Annotated in this window: 17 protein-coding genes; 10 read left to right on the top strand and 7 right to left on the bottom strand. The window is 40.7% G+C overall.

Going from position 1 to position 16,660, the window contains the following annotated elements; translation table 11 throughout:
• Positions 1-61: 61 nt before the first annotated feature.
• Positions 62-1,681 carry a DUF2254 domain-containing protein gene (locus tag H2245_RS09225; RefSeq protein WP_310734129.1) on the bottom strand — a complete coding sequence of 540 codons (1,620 nt, stop codon included), beginning with the start codon at positions 1,679-1,681 and terminating at the stop codon, positions 62-64.
• Between the two features lie 88 nt (positions 1,682-1,769).
• A complete protein-coding gene (locus H2245_RS09230) occupies positions 1,770-3,305 on the bottom strand; it encodes a YihY family inner membrane protein (protein WP_182407089.1) in 1,536 nt (511 codons plus the stop codon).
• Positions 3,306-3,556: 251 nt separating this feature from the next.
• Here H2245_RS09230 and wrbA point away from each other — a divergent pair, with 251 nt between their 5' ends.
• Positions 3,557-4,174 carry an NAD(P)H:quinone oxidoreductase gene (gene wrbA / locus H2245_RS09235; protein ID WP_182407090.1) on the top strand — a complete coding sequence of 206 codons (618 nt, stop codon included), beginning with the start codon at positions 3,557-3,559 and terminating at the stop codon, positions 4,172-4,174.
• A 135-nt stretch (positions 4,175-4,309) separates the two neighbouring features.
• Positions 4,310-4,780 (top strand): hypothetical protein, encoded by a 471-nt coding sequence (locus H2245_RS09240; RefSeq protein ID WP_404944673.1) that lies wholly within the window; start codon positions 4,310-4,312, stop codon positions 4,778-4,780.
• A gap of 105 nt (positions 4,781-4,885) precedes the next feature.
• Here H2245_RS09240 and H2245_RS09245 read toward each other — a convergent pair whose 3' ends face one another.
• The gene (locus H2245_RS09245; protein ID WP_182407127.1) at positions 4,886-5,626 is read right to left on the bottom strand and encodes a DUF3108 domain-containing protein; all 741 of its coding nucleotides are present in this window, start codon (positions 5,624-5,626) and stop codon (positions 4,886-4,888) included.
• Between the two features lie 600 nt (positions 5,627-6,226).
• Between H2245_RS09245 and H2245_RS09250 the strand changes: the two genes are divergently transcribed.
• Positions 6,227-6,520 (top strand): co-chaperone GroES, encoded by a 294-nt coding sequence (locus H2245_RS09250; RefSeq protein ID WP_041757514.1) that lies wholly within the window; start codon positions 6,227-6,229, stop codon positions 6,518-6,520.
• Positions 6,521-6,615: 95 nt separating this feature from the next.
• Positions 6,616-8,265: a chaperonin GroEL gene (gene groL, locus H2245_RS09255; protein WP_182407092.1), complete on the top strand. Its 1,650-nt coding sequence runs from the start codon at positions 6,616-6,618 to the stop codon at positions 8,263-8,265.
• A gap of 212 nt (positions 8,266-8,477) precedes the next feature.
• Here groL and yaaA read toward each other — a convergent pair whose 3' ends face one another.
• Positions 8,478-9,278, bottom strand: coding sequence for a peroxide stress protein YaaA (yaaA, locus tag H2245_RS09260; RefSeq protein ID WP_182407093.1), 801 nt, complete (start codon positions 9,276-9,278; stop codon positions 8,478-8,480).
• Between the two features lie 210 nt (positions 9,279-9,488).
• Here yaaA and H2245_RS09265 point away from each other — a divergent pair, with 210 nt between their 5' ends.
• The 3 genes from H2245_RS09265 to H2245_RS09275 all read left to right on the top strand — a co-directional run bounded on the left by H2245_RS09265 (position 9,489) and on the right by H2245_RS09275 (position 10,939).
• The gene (locus H2245_RS09265; RefSeq protein ID WP_182407094.1) at positions 9,489-10,019 is read left to right on the top strand and encodes an acyl-CoA thioesterase; all 531 of its coding nucleotides are present in this window, start codon (positions 9,489-9,491) and stop codon (positions 10,017-10,019) included.
• A 111-nt stretch (positions 10,020-10,130) separates the two neighbouring features.
• Complete coding sequence (gene iscX, locus H2245_RS09270; RefSeq protein WP_182407095.1) at positions 10,131-10,340, top strand: Fe-S cluster assembly protein IscX; 210 nt, start codon at positions 10,131-10,133, stop codon at positions 10,338-10,340.
• A 65-nt stretch (positions 10,341-10,405) separates the two neighbouring features.
• Positions 10,406-10,939 carry a GyrI-like domain-containing protein gene (locus tag H2245_RS09275; protein ID WP_182407096.1) on the top strand — a complete coding sequence of 178 codons (534 nt, stop codon included), beginning with the start codon at positions 10,406-10,408 and terminating at the stop codon, positions 10,937-10,939.
• Positions 10,940-11,031: 92 nt separating this feature from the next.
• On the opposite strand, the gene H2245_RS09280 is transcribed toward H2245_RS09275, so the two are convergent.
• The 3 genes from H2245_RS09280 to H2245_RS09290 form a co-directional block, all read right to left on the bottom strand.
• The gene (locus H2245_RS09280) at positions 11,032-11,760 is read right to left on the bottom strand and encodes a hypothetical protein (RefSeq protein WP_182407097.1); all 729 of its coding nucleotides are present in this window, start codon (positions 11,758-11,760) and stop codon (positions 11,032-11,034) included.
• Positions 11,761-11,797: 37 nt separating this feature from the next.
• Positions 11,798-13,018 carry a succinyl-diaminopimelate desuccinylase gene (gene dapE / locus H2245_RS09285; RefSeq protein ID WP_182407098.1) on the bottom strand — a complete coding sequence of 407 codons (1,221 nt, stop codon included), beginning with the start codon at positions 13,016-13,018 and terminating at the stop codon, positions 11,798-11,800.
• Between the two features lie 87 nt (positions 13,019-13,105).
• Positions 13,106-13,861, bottom strand: a complete 756-nt coding sequence (locus H2245_RS09290) for a 2OG-Fe(II) oxygenase (RefSeq protein ID WP_182407099.1) — start codon at positions 13,859-13,861, stop codon at positions 13,106-13,108.
• Between the two features lie 130 nt (positions 13,862-13,991).
• Here H2245_RS09290 and H2245_RS09295 point away from each other — a divergent pair, with 130 nt between their 5' ends.
• From H2245_RS09295 to H2245_RS09305, 3 genes are all read left to right on the top strand, one after another.
• On the top strand, positions 13,992-14,867 hold the full coding sequence (locus H2245_RS09295) for a 23S rRNA (adenine(2030)-N(6))-methyltransferase RlmJ (RefSeq protein WP_182407100.1): 876 nt from the start codon (positions 13,992-13,994) through the stop codon (positions 14,865-14,867).
• A 10-nt stretch (positions 14,868-14,877) separates the two neighbouring features.
• Positions 14,878-15,789 (top strand): CDP-diacylglycerol--serine O-phosphatidyltransferase, encoded by a 912-nt coding sequence (gene pssA, locus H2245_RS09300; protein ID WP_259365151.1) that lies wholly within the window; start codon positions 14,878-14,880, stop codon positions 15,787-15,789.
• Positions 15,790-15,975: 186 nt separating this feature from the next.
• Positions 15,976-16,527, top strand: coding sequence for a hypothetical protein (locus H2245_RS09305; protein WP_259365152.1), 552 nt, complete (start codon positions 15,976-15,978; stop codon positions 16,525-16,527).
• Positions 16,528-16,660: the final 133 nt, after the last annotated feature.

The following is a 16,660-nucleotide window of genomic DNA, read 5'->3' on the forward strand; positions in this document are numbered from 1 at the left end:
GTATTGACCGTTTTGTTTTGTTATTGCTGTACATCCTGAGAAATAATTACTATAACTTAGTTTAGCTTGATTGTGACTGTAAGGCTTGATGAATAGAAGCAGAGAATTCACTTACATATTCAAAGTACTGATGGTGGTCTTTATTACTTTGTATAAATTGCCACGCTTGCTTGCACATAGCTTGTAAATCATTCACCAATTCAGCGTAGCTCAAATTTTCAATACCGGCGCGCTCAATTAAAATAAGCTCATGAAGTAAGATTTGATAATGAGCGTCATTCACACAGGCAAAGCTCAAATCTGTCATTGCCTGACATAGAGCTTTTAACACCATTAAATCTGCGGTGGCGTACCGACGTATCTCACCAAGAGACACATCCATAAATTCTGATATTTGCGGCATTTTGGTGATAACGGACAATATCGCTAGATACTTTGGAGATAAGGAGTTTGTACTATTAACTACATTATCATCAGGGTGCGAGGTATAAAAATGATATGGGCTAGGTGGTTGGTGGCGCATCATTACACTCAAACATGTGGTTAGAGATTGAACGCAGTTAACTGCAGTTTTAGGATCATTAATTCCCGGTGATAAAGCGCGTACCGCTACCTCTGTCATTTGTCCTAAACTGTATTCGATATCATTAGAATAAATAGGACGGGATTCAAAATGAATAGAGCCGTCAAGGCGTTGCCAAAATATGCTATCAGGCGCTCGTGACTTTACTGCTAAATGCGGTGTTTTGGTTTTTTGCATATGGCTTTCGTGGTTGTCTGGTCGCTGATAAAAATGCCCGATAACATTATTTTCAGTGACAAAAGTACCTAGAGGAGCGTGAAGCTGCAACACACCGCCATAGTCATTAGCTAAAATAATGAGTGACTCAATATAAATATGCTGCAAATAGCCGGAGCTTGGCGCATAAATAACCGTGGCTTGCCAGTTATGAAAGTTTTGGACATCAGGGTGGGTAACATCCTGATAGTGTTGAAGGTTGCAATGATCTTTATACCAATACTGAATATTTTTATGCGCATCATTACTCGCACCTTGAATGACGTGTGATGCCTGAATCGCATGCACCATATGCTGCACAAAATAGACCAATAATAGCGCACAGATAATCGCCATAATAATGGCAAAGGTCACTGCCAGCTGCGGTACTCCAAAAAGCACATCGCGTTTATGAATCGCCTTTAATACCAACAGACTATAACTAAACGTACCGATAAAAGCGCCGAGCACAAACTGATTGGGTGTATCGGTTAAAAAATTGCGTAGTAAACGCGGACCAAATTGCGATGATGCCATCGATAGCACCGCAATTGTGATTGAAAAGGTGGTTCCTGCTACGCCCAATACCGCACCAGCAATGGCAGTCATAATCGCGCGTGCCGCGTTATCATCTCCAGTAAAGGCAAAAGTCACCTCGTTGATGGTCTCGCGGTCAAACTGTTGATCGATTAACACAAAAATTGGAGCAAGTAATATCCCAATAAGTACACAAGCGGTCGGGATAAACCAATACGAGCTCATCAATTGTTGCCAGATATTGGTTAAACGCTCCGGCAAGCTGGTGAAGGTTTGCGTTGACCATAAGCGTAATAGTTTCTTGAGACGACTGTTATGCTTGTGTACAAGGCTTTTAAGTGGACGAGACTTCTTATTATGGTTCACCGTGTACTCTTTAATAGACCGTTTATTGTGTTGTCGCCACAATATTAATAATATTAACTGACGCTAGTTAATTCACCCTATTTAAAACCTATTCCTTATATGTCAATGGATTGTCTGCTTCAGTAATAATATCTCCCTTACTATGCGCTTTATAAGCACTGGAGGTTGGTGTCGTCTTAGCTGCACTATTATCATTATCTTCTGGGATAATTGCTTCATGGCTTTGATTGTCATATACCAAGTCACTGTGTTTATCATAGGCTTCGGCATCAAAACGATTTGCGCGCAGCTCTGACGCTTTACTTTTTGAGTGAGTGCTATTTTCATGCTTAGAGTCGCTTTTCTCACCATCTACCGGAGATTTTTGACGGGGTTCACTACGTGCAAAGATAGCGGCTAAAGGCAAATTCAGCTGCTCTTTAGCACAAGTTTCGGTATTTTCAAAGCGACCTACCAGCAAGCTAAGCCACGGTTTTTGGTTTTCGTTTTTCATCTCATCCAGCTCATCTTTGATAGGGAGAGGATAGGGTAGAGTGCGATAAAAATCCCATAAGGTCATATTGCTCAAATCTTTTTTTAGCACATAATCGCCTTTTTCGGTCATCGCTATCAGCTTACTGTCTTCCAGATAGTTGATATAGGTATACCATTTTGGCAACTCTTTACGCCCAAGAACATTGCGCAGCTCTTGTTCACTGACATCATTACCTTGCAAATGATTGGTATGTACCAAGTTCAGCATATCAAGCAGGCTTAATAATGGATGACGCGGATAAACTTCTTTGGTTTCAAAGATGGTCAAGGTGTAGCTGATTTCCACCCCCAATAAAATTAAATTCCACGACAAATAAATCCATAATAAGAAAATCGGAATCGCAGCAAATGCGCCGTAAATAGCCTCATAACTGGTAAAGTTAGTCATGACTGTACCAAACAGACTTTTCATCAGCTCAAACATGATAGCGACGAAAACCCCAGCGATCGCTGCATTTTTTACAGGCACACGCGCTTTTGGGATAAACCAATACATGGCAATAAAGCCTGCGACAGTGACCACTATGGACACCACTTGTACCCAAAACGACCAATCAATACCGTAGCCGCCGATTTGCTGATTTAAAAAGCTTAGGCTTTGTACCGTACTTGATACGATAAAAGCCGTGCCCAATACCAGCGGTCCCAAGGTTACAATTGCCCAATAACGCAACATGGTTTTGAGTCCGCCTGAGCGATCTTCAACGCGCCAGATTTGGTTAAAAGCGCGCTCAATAGTTGTCAATGTCATAATGGCGGTGACAAATAACACCATCGCCCCAATCGCGGTTAGATTGGTTGATTTTTCAGCGAAGCTATTAATGTATTTGCTAACTTGTAAACTTGATTGGGGTAATAAATTGCTATAAATCACTTCGTAAATTTGTGCCCGAACCGTGGCTAATGCTGGAACTGAAGACAAAATCATCAGTAACACGGTCAGTATCGGTACAATAGACAGCATGGTGGTATAAGTAAGCGATGCCGCCTTTTGTTGGCAGTTATCCTCTAAAAAATGTCGGGTTAAAAACCGTAAAAACTGAAACCAATGATTCTGTAAAAACGGGAATTTTTTTATTAATTTTTCCATATCAACCATCTAAATAGGACAAGAGTAAAAGACCAGAAGTAACGACAGTGTAACAAAAAAAAGCGCGCATAATCTGCCTCTTAATTGTATTGAAATGCAAAAGCGCCAATGCAGAGTAAGAAATACTAGGCTAGAAGTCCAAGGCGAGTCACAGGCTGTATTTGCATGTACGCTTGCGAGTCGGGCATAATACTCGCCTTGTTCTGCCAGATTCATCCTACTGTTTATGATTTGAAAAGGAAGCGTTGCTCATGAGTCAAACCTCACCTTATGTATTGGTACTGTATTATTCTAATTATGGTACGACCAAAACGCTTGCCTATGCCATTGCTCAAGGAATTGAAGATGCAGGCATGACTGCTCGTATTCGTACAGTGCCGACGGTTGCTCCTGAAACAACAGCCAGTAAACCTGCCATTCCAGATGAAGGTGACTTGTATTGTACGATGGATGATTTAAAGGATTGCATGGGGTTAGCTTTAGGGAGCCCCACGCATTTTGGTAACATGGCTGCACCAATGAAGTATTTTTGGGACAATACAGTCACTGTTTGGCTGGCGGGCAATCTACAAAATAAGCCAGCGTCAGTATTTACCGCTACAGGCTCTATGCATGGAGGTCAAGAGACAACTTTGCTTACCATGATGTTGCCTCTGATGCATCACGGTATGATGATGGTTGGTATACCTTATGCTGAGCCTGCGCTTAATCGCACTCATCGTGGTGGTACGCCGTATGGCGTCAGTCATGTCAGCGGCGCGGCGCATGATCAACCAGTATCTGATGACGAACGTGAATTAGCAATTGCTCAAGGCTATCGTTTGGCTATTAGCGCCACTGCTTTAGCGAAAGCCGATTGGAAACGTTAAAATACGTACCATCACACATACTGTCATACAAACGCTATAATGATATAGAGCTCTAATATTAATATTAATATTAATATTGTTCTTGTCATATGACTCGTTAAAACTGTTGCTCTCTAAACTAGGAAATAAATACCTCTGATGCCGAATCTGTCTGATAGTAGCGATCAAGTTGATATTAATGCTAACGTGGCTGGCAAGCCCATTGCACCCATGCAACAGTGGTTATTGTGGACGTGGATAGTTTGGCTTGGGTATCGGCTGCTTGGTTTGCCTATTTTTATCAGTCTGTTTAATCAGACCCATCCGGATATCATTGGTGGTATTGCTTGGCAAGGGTTATGGCTTATCCCAGCGTTTATCTTGACGCCCTGGATAGTAAAAGGTCGCTCACCGTATGCGCTATTGGTCGGTAGTATGCTGACTTTAGTCTATCTGGGTGCTAGTGGTGTGGTATTGTTCACACGAGTATATGGCAGTAGCTGGCTTGAAATTATTGTTTATATGGCTGACTTTGCATTATTGCTATTGATTAATACGTGGTTATTTATGCTGTTAAAACGGCTGCCTTCGATGAATAATGTGGTAAAAAAGCCTCGTTCACGCTAAAGGTTTACTACTCAATAAAAAAGCGGCAGCCTAATTTAGGCTGCCGCTTTTTTATTTTAAATGTATATAAAGGTTTAAATAAGATAAAAAAAGATTAATTACGCCTTAGTTTAACTTAGTCAATTCCAAATCCATCTTTTTACCATCATTAATTTGACTGACTTTGACCGGTAAATAATCTAAGCTTGGCGCAAGCCAAAAGCTGGTTGAGCGACTGTCGTCATCATGCACGCGGTCGACACGTACGGTATCGAAAGTGCCAGCAGGAACGGTAATCTTTGTATTGGCAGACTTTCTAAACGGTGTTTTTTCGATTTTATCGTGTTTTGCCATGTAATAGTTACCAGTGAATTTGCCATTTAATAAGTCTTGGCGAATTTGCACCTCTAGGCTTAAGTCATCAAAGGCTTGTTGCGCCATATTTAACTTAAGGGTTTTACCTTTATAAGTGCTTGCAACCTGCTTTTTGCCAGCATTAAAGTTCAAGTTATGAGTACGACCAACACCCAACAGCTTATAAGTCGTACTGGCTTGAGTAGGGCTGACATTATCACCATTTAGGGTAAAGACGCTACTTTGCGAAGCGGTTGCTACCCCAGCAACACGTGCTTTGACATCGTATTTCCAATTATTGCCTGATTTGGTCAAAGAGCGATTGGCACTGCCTTTATACTTATCTTCAATAGTAAAGCTATAATCGGCACTTGATGGTTGTACCGCTTTTGCACTGGCAAGCGTTGGGGCAGTCATACTCAAAGCGCCAAGCGCGGCGATACTGGCACCCGTTGTCAGTATGGACAATGCTTTCTGTTCCTGATGCTGGGTTTTAGCGGTGTTGCTTTTCATAAATTTACTTCTTATAGAACGTAATACAGTCATTGCAAATCCTTGATGCCGTAACGTGCCCAACTACTTTGAACGTGGTTATTTAGACTTAGTCATTTAGAACTAGTCATTTGAATATGATTATTTGAGCCTAGTTACTTGGCAATAATTTAAATCATTTGGTTAGCGATCGATTTTATATACTGATATTTAAGCATCTTGTGTTAAATAAACGGATAGTCCGTCAATCGCTGGGTCAGGATATATAATGGTCATCCTTGCTTAACCTTTCAAGCATTTTATCAAGAGAGCGGTGTGTCTCTTGTAGTCAATGTTGCCAAAACAGCTGCAATTGTCTTTATAAGTGACACCGTGTGACCAAATGGCAGTCAATCATTAAATAGTCCCCGATTTTAAGTAATTTTTAAGCAATCTTCTTGTAAATTTTTGGGCTTTACACTTGAAGCCAAATCGTTATGCCCCCACTTTTTGAAACAAGCTCAAGACTTGTTGCTGATTGATGGCTACTTATATAAAGTTAATTAGTTTATTAAAGCCGACTATTGGTAAAAAACAAGCCTTGAGACCATTAATTCAAATAACCAACTTATTGGAGACATATTGATGAATATTCGTCCTTTACATGATCGTATTGTTGTCCGCCGCATAGAAGAAGAAACAAAAACGGCTGGTGGTATCTTGCTTCCTGGTTCTGCGCAAGAAAAGCCTTCACAAGGTGAAGTGCTAGCAACTGGTAACGGTCAGATTCGTGACAACGGTGAAACTCGCGCGTTAGATGTAAAAACTGGCGACAAAGTATTGTTCGGTCAATATGCTGGTCAAACCGTGAAAGTTGACGGCGAAGAACTATTGATTATGAAAGAATCTGATGTATTGGGTGTGCTAGAAGGCTAGTCCTTTTTGAGTGTTTTTATACTCAGCGCATCTTTGACAACATCATTGAAAAATTTAATTGCATTCTCATACTTATAATAGTGGAGTAATTTAACATGGCAAAAGACGTAAAATTCGGCATTGATGCCCGTAAACAAATGATGGATGGCGTAAACATCCTAGCAAACGCCGTACGCGTAACCTTAGGCCCTAAAGGTCGTAACGTTGTTATTGATAAATCATTTGGCGCGCCTACCATCACTAAAGATGGTGTTTCAGTTGCTAAAGAAATCGAGCTTGAAAATAAATTTGAAAATATGGGCGCTCAATTGGTCCGTGAAGTTGCTAGCCGTACTAACGATGTCGCTGGTGATGGTACGACTACAGCTACCGTATTGGCTCAGTCAATCTTGCAAGAAGGCATGAAATCTGTTGCTGCTGGCATGAACCCAATGGATCTAAAACGCGGTATCGATAAAGCGGTACGCGCTGCCGTTGAGCAAATTCATTTGCTATCAACACCAGCTGACGATTCAAAAGCGATTGCTCAAGTTGGCTCTATCTCTGCTAACTCAGACACTAAAATTGGTGAGCTGATTGCTGAAGCGATGGAAAAAGTCGGTAAGCAAGGCGTTATTACTGTTGAAGAAGGTTCAAGCTTTGAAGATACCTTAGAAGTTGTAGAAGGTATGCAGTTTGATCGTGGTTATATCAGCCCGTACTTTGCTAATAAGCAAGACAGCTTAACCGCTGAGTTTGAAAACCCGTACATCTTGCTTGTTGATAAAAAAATCAGCAATATCCGTGAAATCGTGCCATTACTTGAGCAAGTAATGCAGCAAAGCAAACCATTGCTAATCATTGCTGAAGACGTTGAAAACGAAGCATTGGCAACGTTGGTTGTGAACAACATGCGTGGCGGCTTAAAAACTTGTGCAGTAAAAGCACCAGGTTTTGGCGATCGTCGTAAAGCAATGTTAGAAGATATCGCGACTTTAACTGGCGGTACCGTTATCTCTGAAGAGATTGGTCTGAGCTTAGAGACTGCGACCCTTGAGCAATTGGGTACGGCTAAAAAAGTAACTATCGGTAAAGAAAACACAGTAATCGTTGATGGCGCTGGTAACTCTGCTGACATCGAAAACCGCGTTGAATCTATTAAACGTCAAGTTGAAGAATCAACGTCTGACTACGATAAAGAAAAGCTTCAAGAGCGTATGGCTAAACTGGCTGGCGGCGTTGCCGTTATTAAAGTTGGCGCTGCGACTGAAACTGAAATGAAAGAGAAAAAAGATCGCGTTGATGATGCACTACATGCCACTCGTGCAGCGGTTGAAGAAGGCGTTGTACCTGGTGGTGGTGTAGCGTTAGTTCGTGCAATGAATGCATTGTCTGAGCTACGTGGTGATAATGATGACCAAAACGCTGGTATCAATATCCTACGTCGCGCAATGGAAGCGCCATTACGTCAAATCGTTACTAACTCAGGCGAAGAAGCTTCAGTGGTAGTGAACGAAGTGAAAAGTGGTAGCGGTAACTATGGTTACAACGCAGCTTCTGGCGAATATGGCGATATGCTAGAAATGGGCATCCTTGACCCAGCTAAAGTTGCTCGTTCAGCACTAGAAAATGCGGCATCTGTTGCCGGTCTTATGCTAACGACCGAAGTTATGATTACTGATTTACCGCAAGGTGATGATGGTATGTCTGGCATGGGTGCTGGCGGTGGTATGGGCGGCATGGGTGGTATGGGCGGCATGATGTAATTTATGCTCCGACTAAATTTGTACGACGTTGTTAACCTTGTTCGATGTACTTTATGTACAATCTACACTCGGTTGCCTAGTCGCACTGCTTTAGTCAATCCATAAAATACTTATGACTTTTCATAATGTACTTGTTAAACATAGTTTAAAGAAAACCCCGATAGGCTGAGCTTATCGGGGTTTTTTACGTGAATTTGATAATATTTTGAGTATTATTGATTCACAGCATCCCGTCTAAACACCCATGTTTTATCATCAGACGCATCCGCACAATAATAATATCCTGCCAAATCAAACTTCTTAAGCTGCTCTGCACTGGTGAGCTTATTATCAGCAGCATATTTCACCATCAGTCCACGCGCTTTTTTGGCATAAAAACTAATCACTTTATACTGTCCATTTTTCTCATCTTCAAATCGTGGGGTAATAATTTGTGCCACCACTTTTGATTTCTTCACTGCTTTAAAGTATTCGTTAGATGCTAAGTTAATCAACACCTTATCGTCATTATCTGGCTGACTTTCTTTGATACGCTCATTCAATAGCTCAGTGATATGCGTATCCCAAAACTCATATAAATTATCACCGCGCTTGTTTTTAAGCTTAGTACCCATCTCTAAGCGATATGGCTGTATTAAGTCTAATGGTTTTAGTAAGCCATAAAGACCGGACAATATCCCTAAATGATTATTTAGATACTGCATCGTTTCTTTACCCATGTCATAGCTATCAAGCCCTGTATAGACATCGCCATCAAATAGATAAGCCGCAGGCTTTGCGTTATCCGTTGTGAACGGCACCTGCCACTTCTGATTACGCTCAGCATTTAGGGTTGCAAGGGTGTTTGAGAGACTCATCAGCTCCTGTAAGTCTATCGGGTCTTTGCTTTTAAGGTGCTGCATAAGTTCAACCGAGTCATCGATAAGCGCAGGATGACTATAATGACTGCCCCAATCAATTGGCACAGCATCGATTTCGTTCAAAGCTTTGGCAGGGGACAATAAAAAATACATCGAAACTCCTTATAAATGGCAGTTTATAAAATCCTAGTAGAAATACAAAACTTTTAAATATAACGTTCAGTATCTGAAAGTGAATAAATCAAATTACGGCAGCTTTTGTACGTTAAGGTCAATGATGGTAAACATGCTGTGATTAAAAGCAGGCTATACTCATTGTAATAGCTATTCTTCCTATAAAAATAATTGATAAGAGAGAGCATTATGAACATGCTAGTGCGTTTTTTTATTATGGTCAGTTTACTTAAGCAGCAACAAAAACAGCAAGCAATGGTGCATATGAGCTTAGAGCTTGTGACCGCACCGACGCTACGTGATTACCGTATCTTACCGCATGACATGGGATTTCGCACCCACTTACCCAATTATCGCTATTTGTCTTTTATTGAGCTGAATATTACTCACTGGCTGCTGGCGTGTTGCTATCAAACCAACCGCAAATCCTTGCGCTGGATTATTGCCATGCAAGAAATGATTTATTTAAAAGAGGTTAAGTTTTTAGATAAAATGTCGGTGAGTAGCCAAGTAGTAGGTTGGGATAACAAGTATGTTTACTTTACGCATCAGTTTTTTGTAAAAAATCAGCTGGTGGCAGTTGGTATGACCAAGGTAGTTTTGGTGAGTAAGCAAGGTGCCTGCCCACCAAGTGATTTTAATATGATAGGCGAGCAACTCACCGATGTCATCACCACTTGGAATACGCATCAAACCGCAGTAAAATCCACGTCATCCTAATAAAGTAACTTGAAACGTGCGCTTAACTATAATCCTTTGACAAATTTTGCTAGGATAAGCCACCTTATTCTTATCACTCTTATTTTTAATATTTATCATAAAGGTATCATTATGACCCCGCAAAAATTAAAATGGACGGACAGTTTAGATATCGCGATTGAGCTGTATGAAAAGTTTCCTGAGACTGACCCACAATTTATTCGCTTTACTGATTTGCATCGCTGGGTGACGGAGCTTGAAGGCTTTGATGATGATCCACAGCGTTCTAATGAAGGCATTTTAGAAGCGATTCAAATGAATTGGATTGACGAAGCGGATTAACACAATATTGATATCCTTTTTAAATAATGAACATTACCTTAAATAAATATAGGACAGACCGACTCATGACGGCACCCATTCAAGCGTTAACCGAAGACCAAACGTGCACAGGCATTAGCATTCGTACCACTAATACTGCTGAAATCAGCCATGAAACGGCAAAAATAGGCAAGTTGTGGCAAAAGTTTTATCAAAATCATGTGAGCCAACTTGAAAAGGGTGCGGATATCTATGGCGTTTATCATAACTATGAAAGTGATGATGTCGGCGCTTTTGATGTGGTCGCCAGTTGGAAAGTAGACGCTCAGCCCGATGAGCAAGAACAGTCAGGCAATGACGACACGGCAAGTACGGTCAAAACCGTTAAGAATAAAAATGCGAGTAATTTAGTAACGGTCAGCATTCCTACAGGAAACTATATGGTGTTTGCTGAATATGGCAACATGCCGAATACGGTGATGAATGCATGGGAGAAAGCATGGGCGTACTTCAATGACCCAAGCTGTGAGCATACTCGAACTTATAATGTTGATTTTGAGCGTTATGTTGAGGGCAATTTGGAATATGGTCAAGTCGAATTGTATATTGGTATTGAGTAGAGTCGCCAGTCTGTGACGCAATCTTGTAAGTGGCTTTAGGGTGGGTTAGCGCAGCATAACCCACTAATTGAACGATTATGTATGAAGGCAGATTAAAGAGGCTTAATGATTACGCTCTTTTTAAACACTGTGACTTTCAGACCAGTCAGGACTTCTAAATCTGCTTCTAAGTTCTCGAACTCAGAAATAGTGAGTTTATTTGGATAATAGCTAATTGAAAGGCTAAGTTCTGAATCGCCTGAGTAACCGAGAAATTGCAATTTAGCGCCATGCCTTTCTACAATTCGCGCTACTTCATTGACTTGTTCTTCATTATCAATAGAAAAACGTGGCCTTTGATTTTGGTCAGCTACTGATGGCCGTAGGATTTCTATTCTTCCCATCTCATTAGTTAATCTACTGTCTTGAATATTTACTACTATAGGAGTGCCTATTAACTCTGACAAGGTTTCTATCAGTTGTAGGCGCTTAACTGTTGATAAATTAGCGTTTAAAATATAAATGTCAGCTGCCTCTATAATTCCTGTATCTGAATAAGCAAGCCCTTGTAATTCGCCACCGTAATTTTTGACAATTCGTTTTATTTCATCTACCTTTTCGCTATCCTTAAGTTTAGAACAATCTATATGAGCTTTTGACTTAAAAACTGAGGTAACAGCATTTGGCTCTTCTTGACCGTTAGCAAGACTACCGTCGTATAATTTTATTACTACTCTAGAGTCTGCAACATCAGAATTTATTTCTCTAACATTGTCGCAGCTGCTAATACCTAAACATAAGCTGGCAAATATAAAGAACTGATAAGATTTATTAATTTCCACAATTTCTTATCCCTACAGTATTAATTTAGCTATGCTGTTAATCCAACAATAGACTCTCTAAAATCCCTTCATAAATCTGTGCCAAGCGTCCCAGGTCATCAAGCTCAATTTTCTCATCAACCTGGTGAATTGTTGCATTACGCACGCCCAGCTCAACCACTTGCGCGCCAGTTGGGGCAATAAAACGCCCGTCTGATGTGCCGCCAGAAGTTGATAATGTAGTATCAGTACCGGTCACTGCTTTAATTGCTTGCTGGCATGCCGATACCAGTTTTCCTTCGGGCGTTAGGAATGGCTGACCGGACAATTTCCAATCAATCGCATAATTGGCTTTGCTATCTTTAAAGTGCTTGTCAAATATTGCATGAGTCTTGGCTTTTAGCTCATCTTCAGTGGTTTCGGTAGAAAAGCGGAAATTAAATACTAATTCTAGCGTTTCAGGAATCACATTGGTTGCGCCCGTACCGCTATTAATATTAGAGATTTGCAACGAGGTTGCAGGGAAGTAGTCATTGCCATTATCCCAAGTCGCTGCCGTTAATTCAGCAAGTGCTTGCATGGCGGCATGAATCGGATTACATGCCAAATGCGGATAAGCAACATGACCTTGTTTTCCAGTGACGGTTAAAACCGCGCCTAACGAGCCACGACGACCGTTTTTTATAATATCACCCAGCGTATCGGTACTTGATGGCTCACCAACGAGACAATAAGTAATTTTTTCTTGGCGTGCTTCTAGCGCTTCAATCACTTTTACCGTGCCATTAATTGACGGCCCTTCTTCATCTGAAGTGATTAAAAAAGCAATCGAGCCATTATGCTCAGGATGATTCGCTACAAAGCGTTCGGTAGCGACAGTAAATGCGGCAATACCTGTTTTCATATCTGCTGCGCCGCGCCCCCATAGATAGCCATCGTGAATGGTTGGGTTAAAGGGCGGGAACGTCCAGTTTTTTTCATCACCCGTTGGCACCACATCAGTATGACCTGCAAAGCAAATTACTGGATTTGTCGTACCGCGCCGCGCCCATAAATTTTTGACTTCAGCATGTTCGCCCGTCTTATCTCTATCACCAAAAGTCATAAATTCGCAATCAAAGCCTACTTGCTGCAAGCGCTCTGATAATATATCTTGGCAACCGATATCATCAGGTGTTACCGAAGGGCGTTCTATTAAGGCAATACTCAAATCTAAAGTCGCTTGTTGATGCGTTAGGGTGTCGAGAGTAGCGGCTGTTTTTTTATTAGAATCAGACATGAAGACCCTTTTTTTAAAATTATAAGATAAAGGTAATTTGATAAAAATCATGTTGCAAGTGAATATTTACTCTTATTTTAATGATGGCTAGTTGGCAGTTTCAACAAAAGGAATTAAGCCATCTCGGCGCATCCAAGTCGCGATAGAGTAGCGTTGACGATGGGCAATTTGTACTTGGTGTTGGAGATCGCTATCAAATATTACCAAGCGATTAGCGACGGGCATGACGTTATGAGATTTACCATGATTATCGATCACTTCTAAAGCACCGCCATCAGTGGCTGTCCATTCATCATTTAGATAAAACACCGCTGAGATAACACGTTCATCACGGTTAGCGGGATTATCGCTATGCCATTGATAGCCAAAGCCGACTGGATAGCAGGCATAATGTGCTTCGCTATGTCGGATGCCTGCGAATAAGGCGCGATTAAGTACAGAAGCCAGTTCATTGATGCTTTTTAGATAATAGAAGCCTGCAAAAAAATCTTTGGTAATCCAACGAATTTTGTCACCTCGAATTTTACTAATACGAACACCAGCGGTAAGCTGCGCCTCTCGATAATCGATAAAGCCACTTTCTGCTTGTAGCGCTAACAACGCCTTATTCTCAAACACCTCATCAATAATAATCCAACCATCATTGACGAGCTGATCGAGCTGGGTATTGGTTAGCCGAGCCTCCCAATTCACTTCAAAGTCTGAAAGCTGTAATTCATGTTGAGATACAGTGTTATTATCGATTTGATGAACGTTAGGAGTCAGCAAAGGCAAAGTGTTTGTGTCTATTGGATTGTCAACTGGCAAGTTTGTTAAGTCAAGGTTGCTAGTAATTGCTGCCATTTCTTCCATTATATCGAGTTGCCTTTATCAATCCGCTGTCAATCAACGTCTATTTACTAAATCCATCGTTATTTTTTACCTATCCTATGCTACCATAGATGCAATTTTTCTTATTTAAACTTTTGAACTTATGAATTATAAACACGCTTATCACGCCGGTAACTTTGCTGATGTGGTTAAACACATTTTATTGGTACAACTGCTTAATCAATTAAGCCAAAAAAACAAACCTTTTTATGTGCTTGATGCTTATGGCGGTCGCGGATTGTATTCGCTTGCCAGTGAAGAGGCGCGTAAGACAGGTGAATCGAAAGGTGGGATTCAAGCTTTAATGCATGCCGATGTCGAAAAAGCACCAGCCGCTGTGAAAGATTATGTGGAAGGTATCAAGCAAGCCCGATTCACTTATGACAAAAAAGTTTATCCTGGTTCGCCATGGTGGATTGCCCATCATATTGAAAAAAATCCTAATGGTGGTGTGCGCGGTGAAGCATTCGAGGCGAAAGCCAGCGAATATGACGCTCTCAATTACCAATTGCATAAATTGCCAATTGGCATTCATCATCGTAATTCGTTTGAAGGTATTGCTGCAGTTATTCCACCAAAAGAAAAGCGCGGTCTCATTTTTCTTGACCCACCTTATGAGCAAGAACATAAAGACTTTACCCGTCTGATTAACTTATTAGTCGCCTCATATAATAAATGGCCACAAGGCACTTATGCATTATGGTTCCCTATTAAGAATATTGAAGCGGTAGAGCTGTTTTATAAAAAACTCAAACGTACTGAGATGAGACGTCAGCTGGTTTGTGAGTTGAATATTTATCCGAACGATATTGCTGTTGGTCTTAATGGCACGGGTATGCTTATTATTAATCCGCCATGGCAATTTGATAACCATGCGCGTGAGATAGTACGGTTCTTACAACCTATCTTTAAAGTGGCTGATGCGCCAGATTTAACGCCGGATAGTGCGACTAATGTGCGCTGGCTAGTTGGCGAATAAGGATACGGTTATGACGACTGAGCAATTACCCAAAAATCAACCGAATAGCAATAATCCAAATGACGGCTTATTACATGATGGATTGTCACACAATAGCGCGGCTACTCAGCCACCTTTCATTGACGAGCATGAGTTTAATATTCATTTAGCGGATAATGATAACTATGATGGTTTGACTTTTGAGGTAATTGAAGCAGAAGTCGCTGAAGGTAAGCGTGTAGTGAGTCGTGGTGTTTATTTAGCACCGAATCTCATTACTACCTTATCGTTGTTGTCTGGTTTTTACTCTATTTTAGCCAGTACTGACGGTAAGTTTTATCAAGCGTCCTTAGCGATTTTTTTATCAGCCATTCTGGATGGTGCGGATGGTCGAGTGGCAAGGATGCTTAATGCGCAAAGTCCATTTGGAGAGCAGTATGACTCTTTAGCGGATATGTTAGCGTTTGGTATTGCTCCAGCGATTTTGATTTATAGCTTTGCTTTAGAGCCGTTAGGGCGTATTGGTCTAGGTTGTGCGTTTGTCTTTACCGCTTGTGGAGCATTCCGCTTGGCACGCTTTAATGTGCAGGTCGGTACCGTCGATAAAAAGTACTTTGTCGGTTTAGCCAGTCCACTTGCTGCAATTTTAGTAACGGCAGCAGTTATGGTCGCTATTGATCATAATGAATGGGTAGGGCAATACAACAGCCTAGTCATTATTTTATTTGCTGCTTGGGTCGTTATTTGCGGTCTACTGATGGTTAGTAACGTCAAGTACTATAGCTTTAAAGAATTTGATAAAAAGAAAGTCCCATTTGTTGTACTTATCGTTGGTGTGCTAGTAATGAGTATCGTGTTATACGATATACCTGTCGGTATTTTAGCCATTGGTATTATCTATGCGTTGTCCGGTATTGTGACGACCATAAAGGCTAAACTATAAAAGCTGATTAAAAAGTTGGGATAATACATTTACCAAATTGATAGTATAAAAAATAGCAGCTAGTCTTAAGATTAGTTGCTATTTTTTATGGGAAACAAGATGTATGAATCATTTTCTGTAGGGGTTATGATTAGGAGTAAAAATTATGCCAAATAAATCTATTTGACAATAAAAGCCGAGGTTATTATGTTGCAATTAAATAGTTTTAACCCTTTATCGTCTATCTCGAAGCAATCAAATCACTTACTTAAAGGTTTGATGGTTAGCGCCTTACTCTTACTATCATTCACTTCAGTAACTTCTTATGCAAACAATAACAAACCACCAAGTCCAATATTGCGTGCTGAAGCGGCAAATCCAGCTAATTTTAAATTTATCAGCGTTAATGGTCGTGCCGCCACCTACTCATCAGCTCCCTGTCCAGTTGAAAAAGGACTGTTTACTTGTGCGCTTGGAAAGTTAGCTTTAATTAATAGCAATACTAATGAGATAGATACTGATTACGATTTGGCGCAAAGCTTTATATTTCCATCCAAATCACAGCCGAAAACCGCAGTAGTTGTCGTTACTCGTTCAGATTTGATGGACGATAGTGTCAGAGCAGAACGTTATCGTATTAGCTTTAAGTTAAAAAATCAGCAGACTAATCCAGAATGGCATTGGGTACAGTACGGCGTACAATATCAATGTGCTCGTGGTAAGAACGCCGGTAAATGGACTAAAAATCTTTGCCCTTAGAGCCGTTATACGAAGAGTTTATAATAGACCGATAGATACTATATAGAATATCGTAACATCAGACCATAGGTTCAAACCATTGATAACATTAGCACTATTAAATCCACTAGACATATTCAACAACAAACATTTA

The organism is Psychrobacter sp. GP33, from assembly GCF_014119005.1.
Lineage (GTDB): Bacteria > Pseudomonadota > Gammaproteobacteria > Pseudomonadales > Moraxellaceae > Psychrobacter.

Bases quoted from the DNA above. Each gene is read 5' to 3' on its own strand.
- H2245_RS09230 (WP_182407089.1), bottom strand. From the start codon at position 3,305: ATGGAAAAATTAATAAAAAAATTCCCGTTTTTACAGAATCATTGGTTT.
- wrbA (WP_182407090.1), top strand. From the start codon at position 3,557: ATGAGTCAAACCTCACCTTATGTATTGGTACTGTATTATTCTAATTAT.
- H2245_RS09245 (WP_182407127.1), bottom strand. From the start codon at position 5,626: ATGAAAAGCAACACCGCTAAAACCCAGCATCAGGAACAGAAAGCATTG.
- groL (WP_182407092.1), top strand. From the start codon at position 6,616: ATGGCAAAAGACGTAAAATTCGGCATTGATGCCCGTAAACAAATGATG.
- yaaA (WP_182407093.1), bottom strand. From the start codon at position 9,278: ATGTATTTTTTATTGTCCCCTGCCAAAGCTTTGAACGAAATCGATGCT.
- H2245_RS09265 (WP_182407094.1), top strand. From the start codon at position 9,489: ATGAACATGCTAGTGCGTTTTTTTATTATGGTCAGTTTACTTAAGCAG.
- iscX (WP_182407095.1), top strand. From the start codon at position 10,131: ATGACCCCGCAAAAATTAAAATGGACGGACAGTTTAGATATCGCGATT.
- H2245_RS09275 (WP_182407096.1), top strand. From the start codon at position 10,406: ATGACGGCACCCATTCAAGCGTTAACCGAAGACCAAACGTGCACAGGC.
- dapE (WP_182407098.1), bottom strand. From the start codon at position 13,018: ATGTCTGATTCTAATAAAAAAACAGCCGCTACTCTCGACACCCTAACG.
- H2245_RS09290 (WP_182407099.1), bottom strand. From the start codon at position 13,861: ATGGCAGCAATTACTAGCAACCTTGACTTAACAAACTTGCCAGTTGAC.
- H2245_RS09295 (WP_182407100.1), top strand. From the start codon at position 13,992: ATGAATTATAAACACGCTTATCACGCCGGTAACTTTGCTGATGTGGTT.
- pssA (WP_259365151.1), top strand. From the start codon at position 14,878: ATGACGACTGAGCAATTACCCAAAAATCAACCGAATAGCAATAATCCA.
- H2245_RS09305 (WP_259365152.1), top strand. From the start codon at position 15,976: ATGTTGCAATTAAATAGTTTTAACCCTTTATCGTCTATCTCGAAGCAA.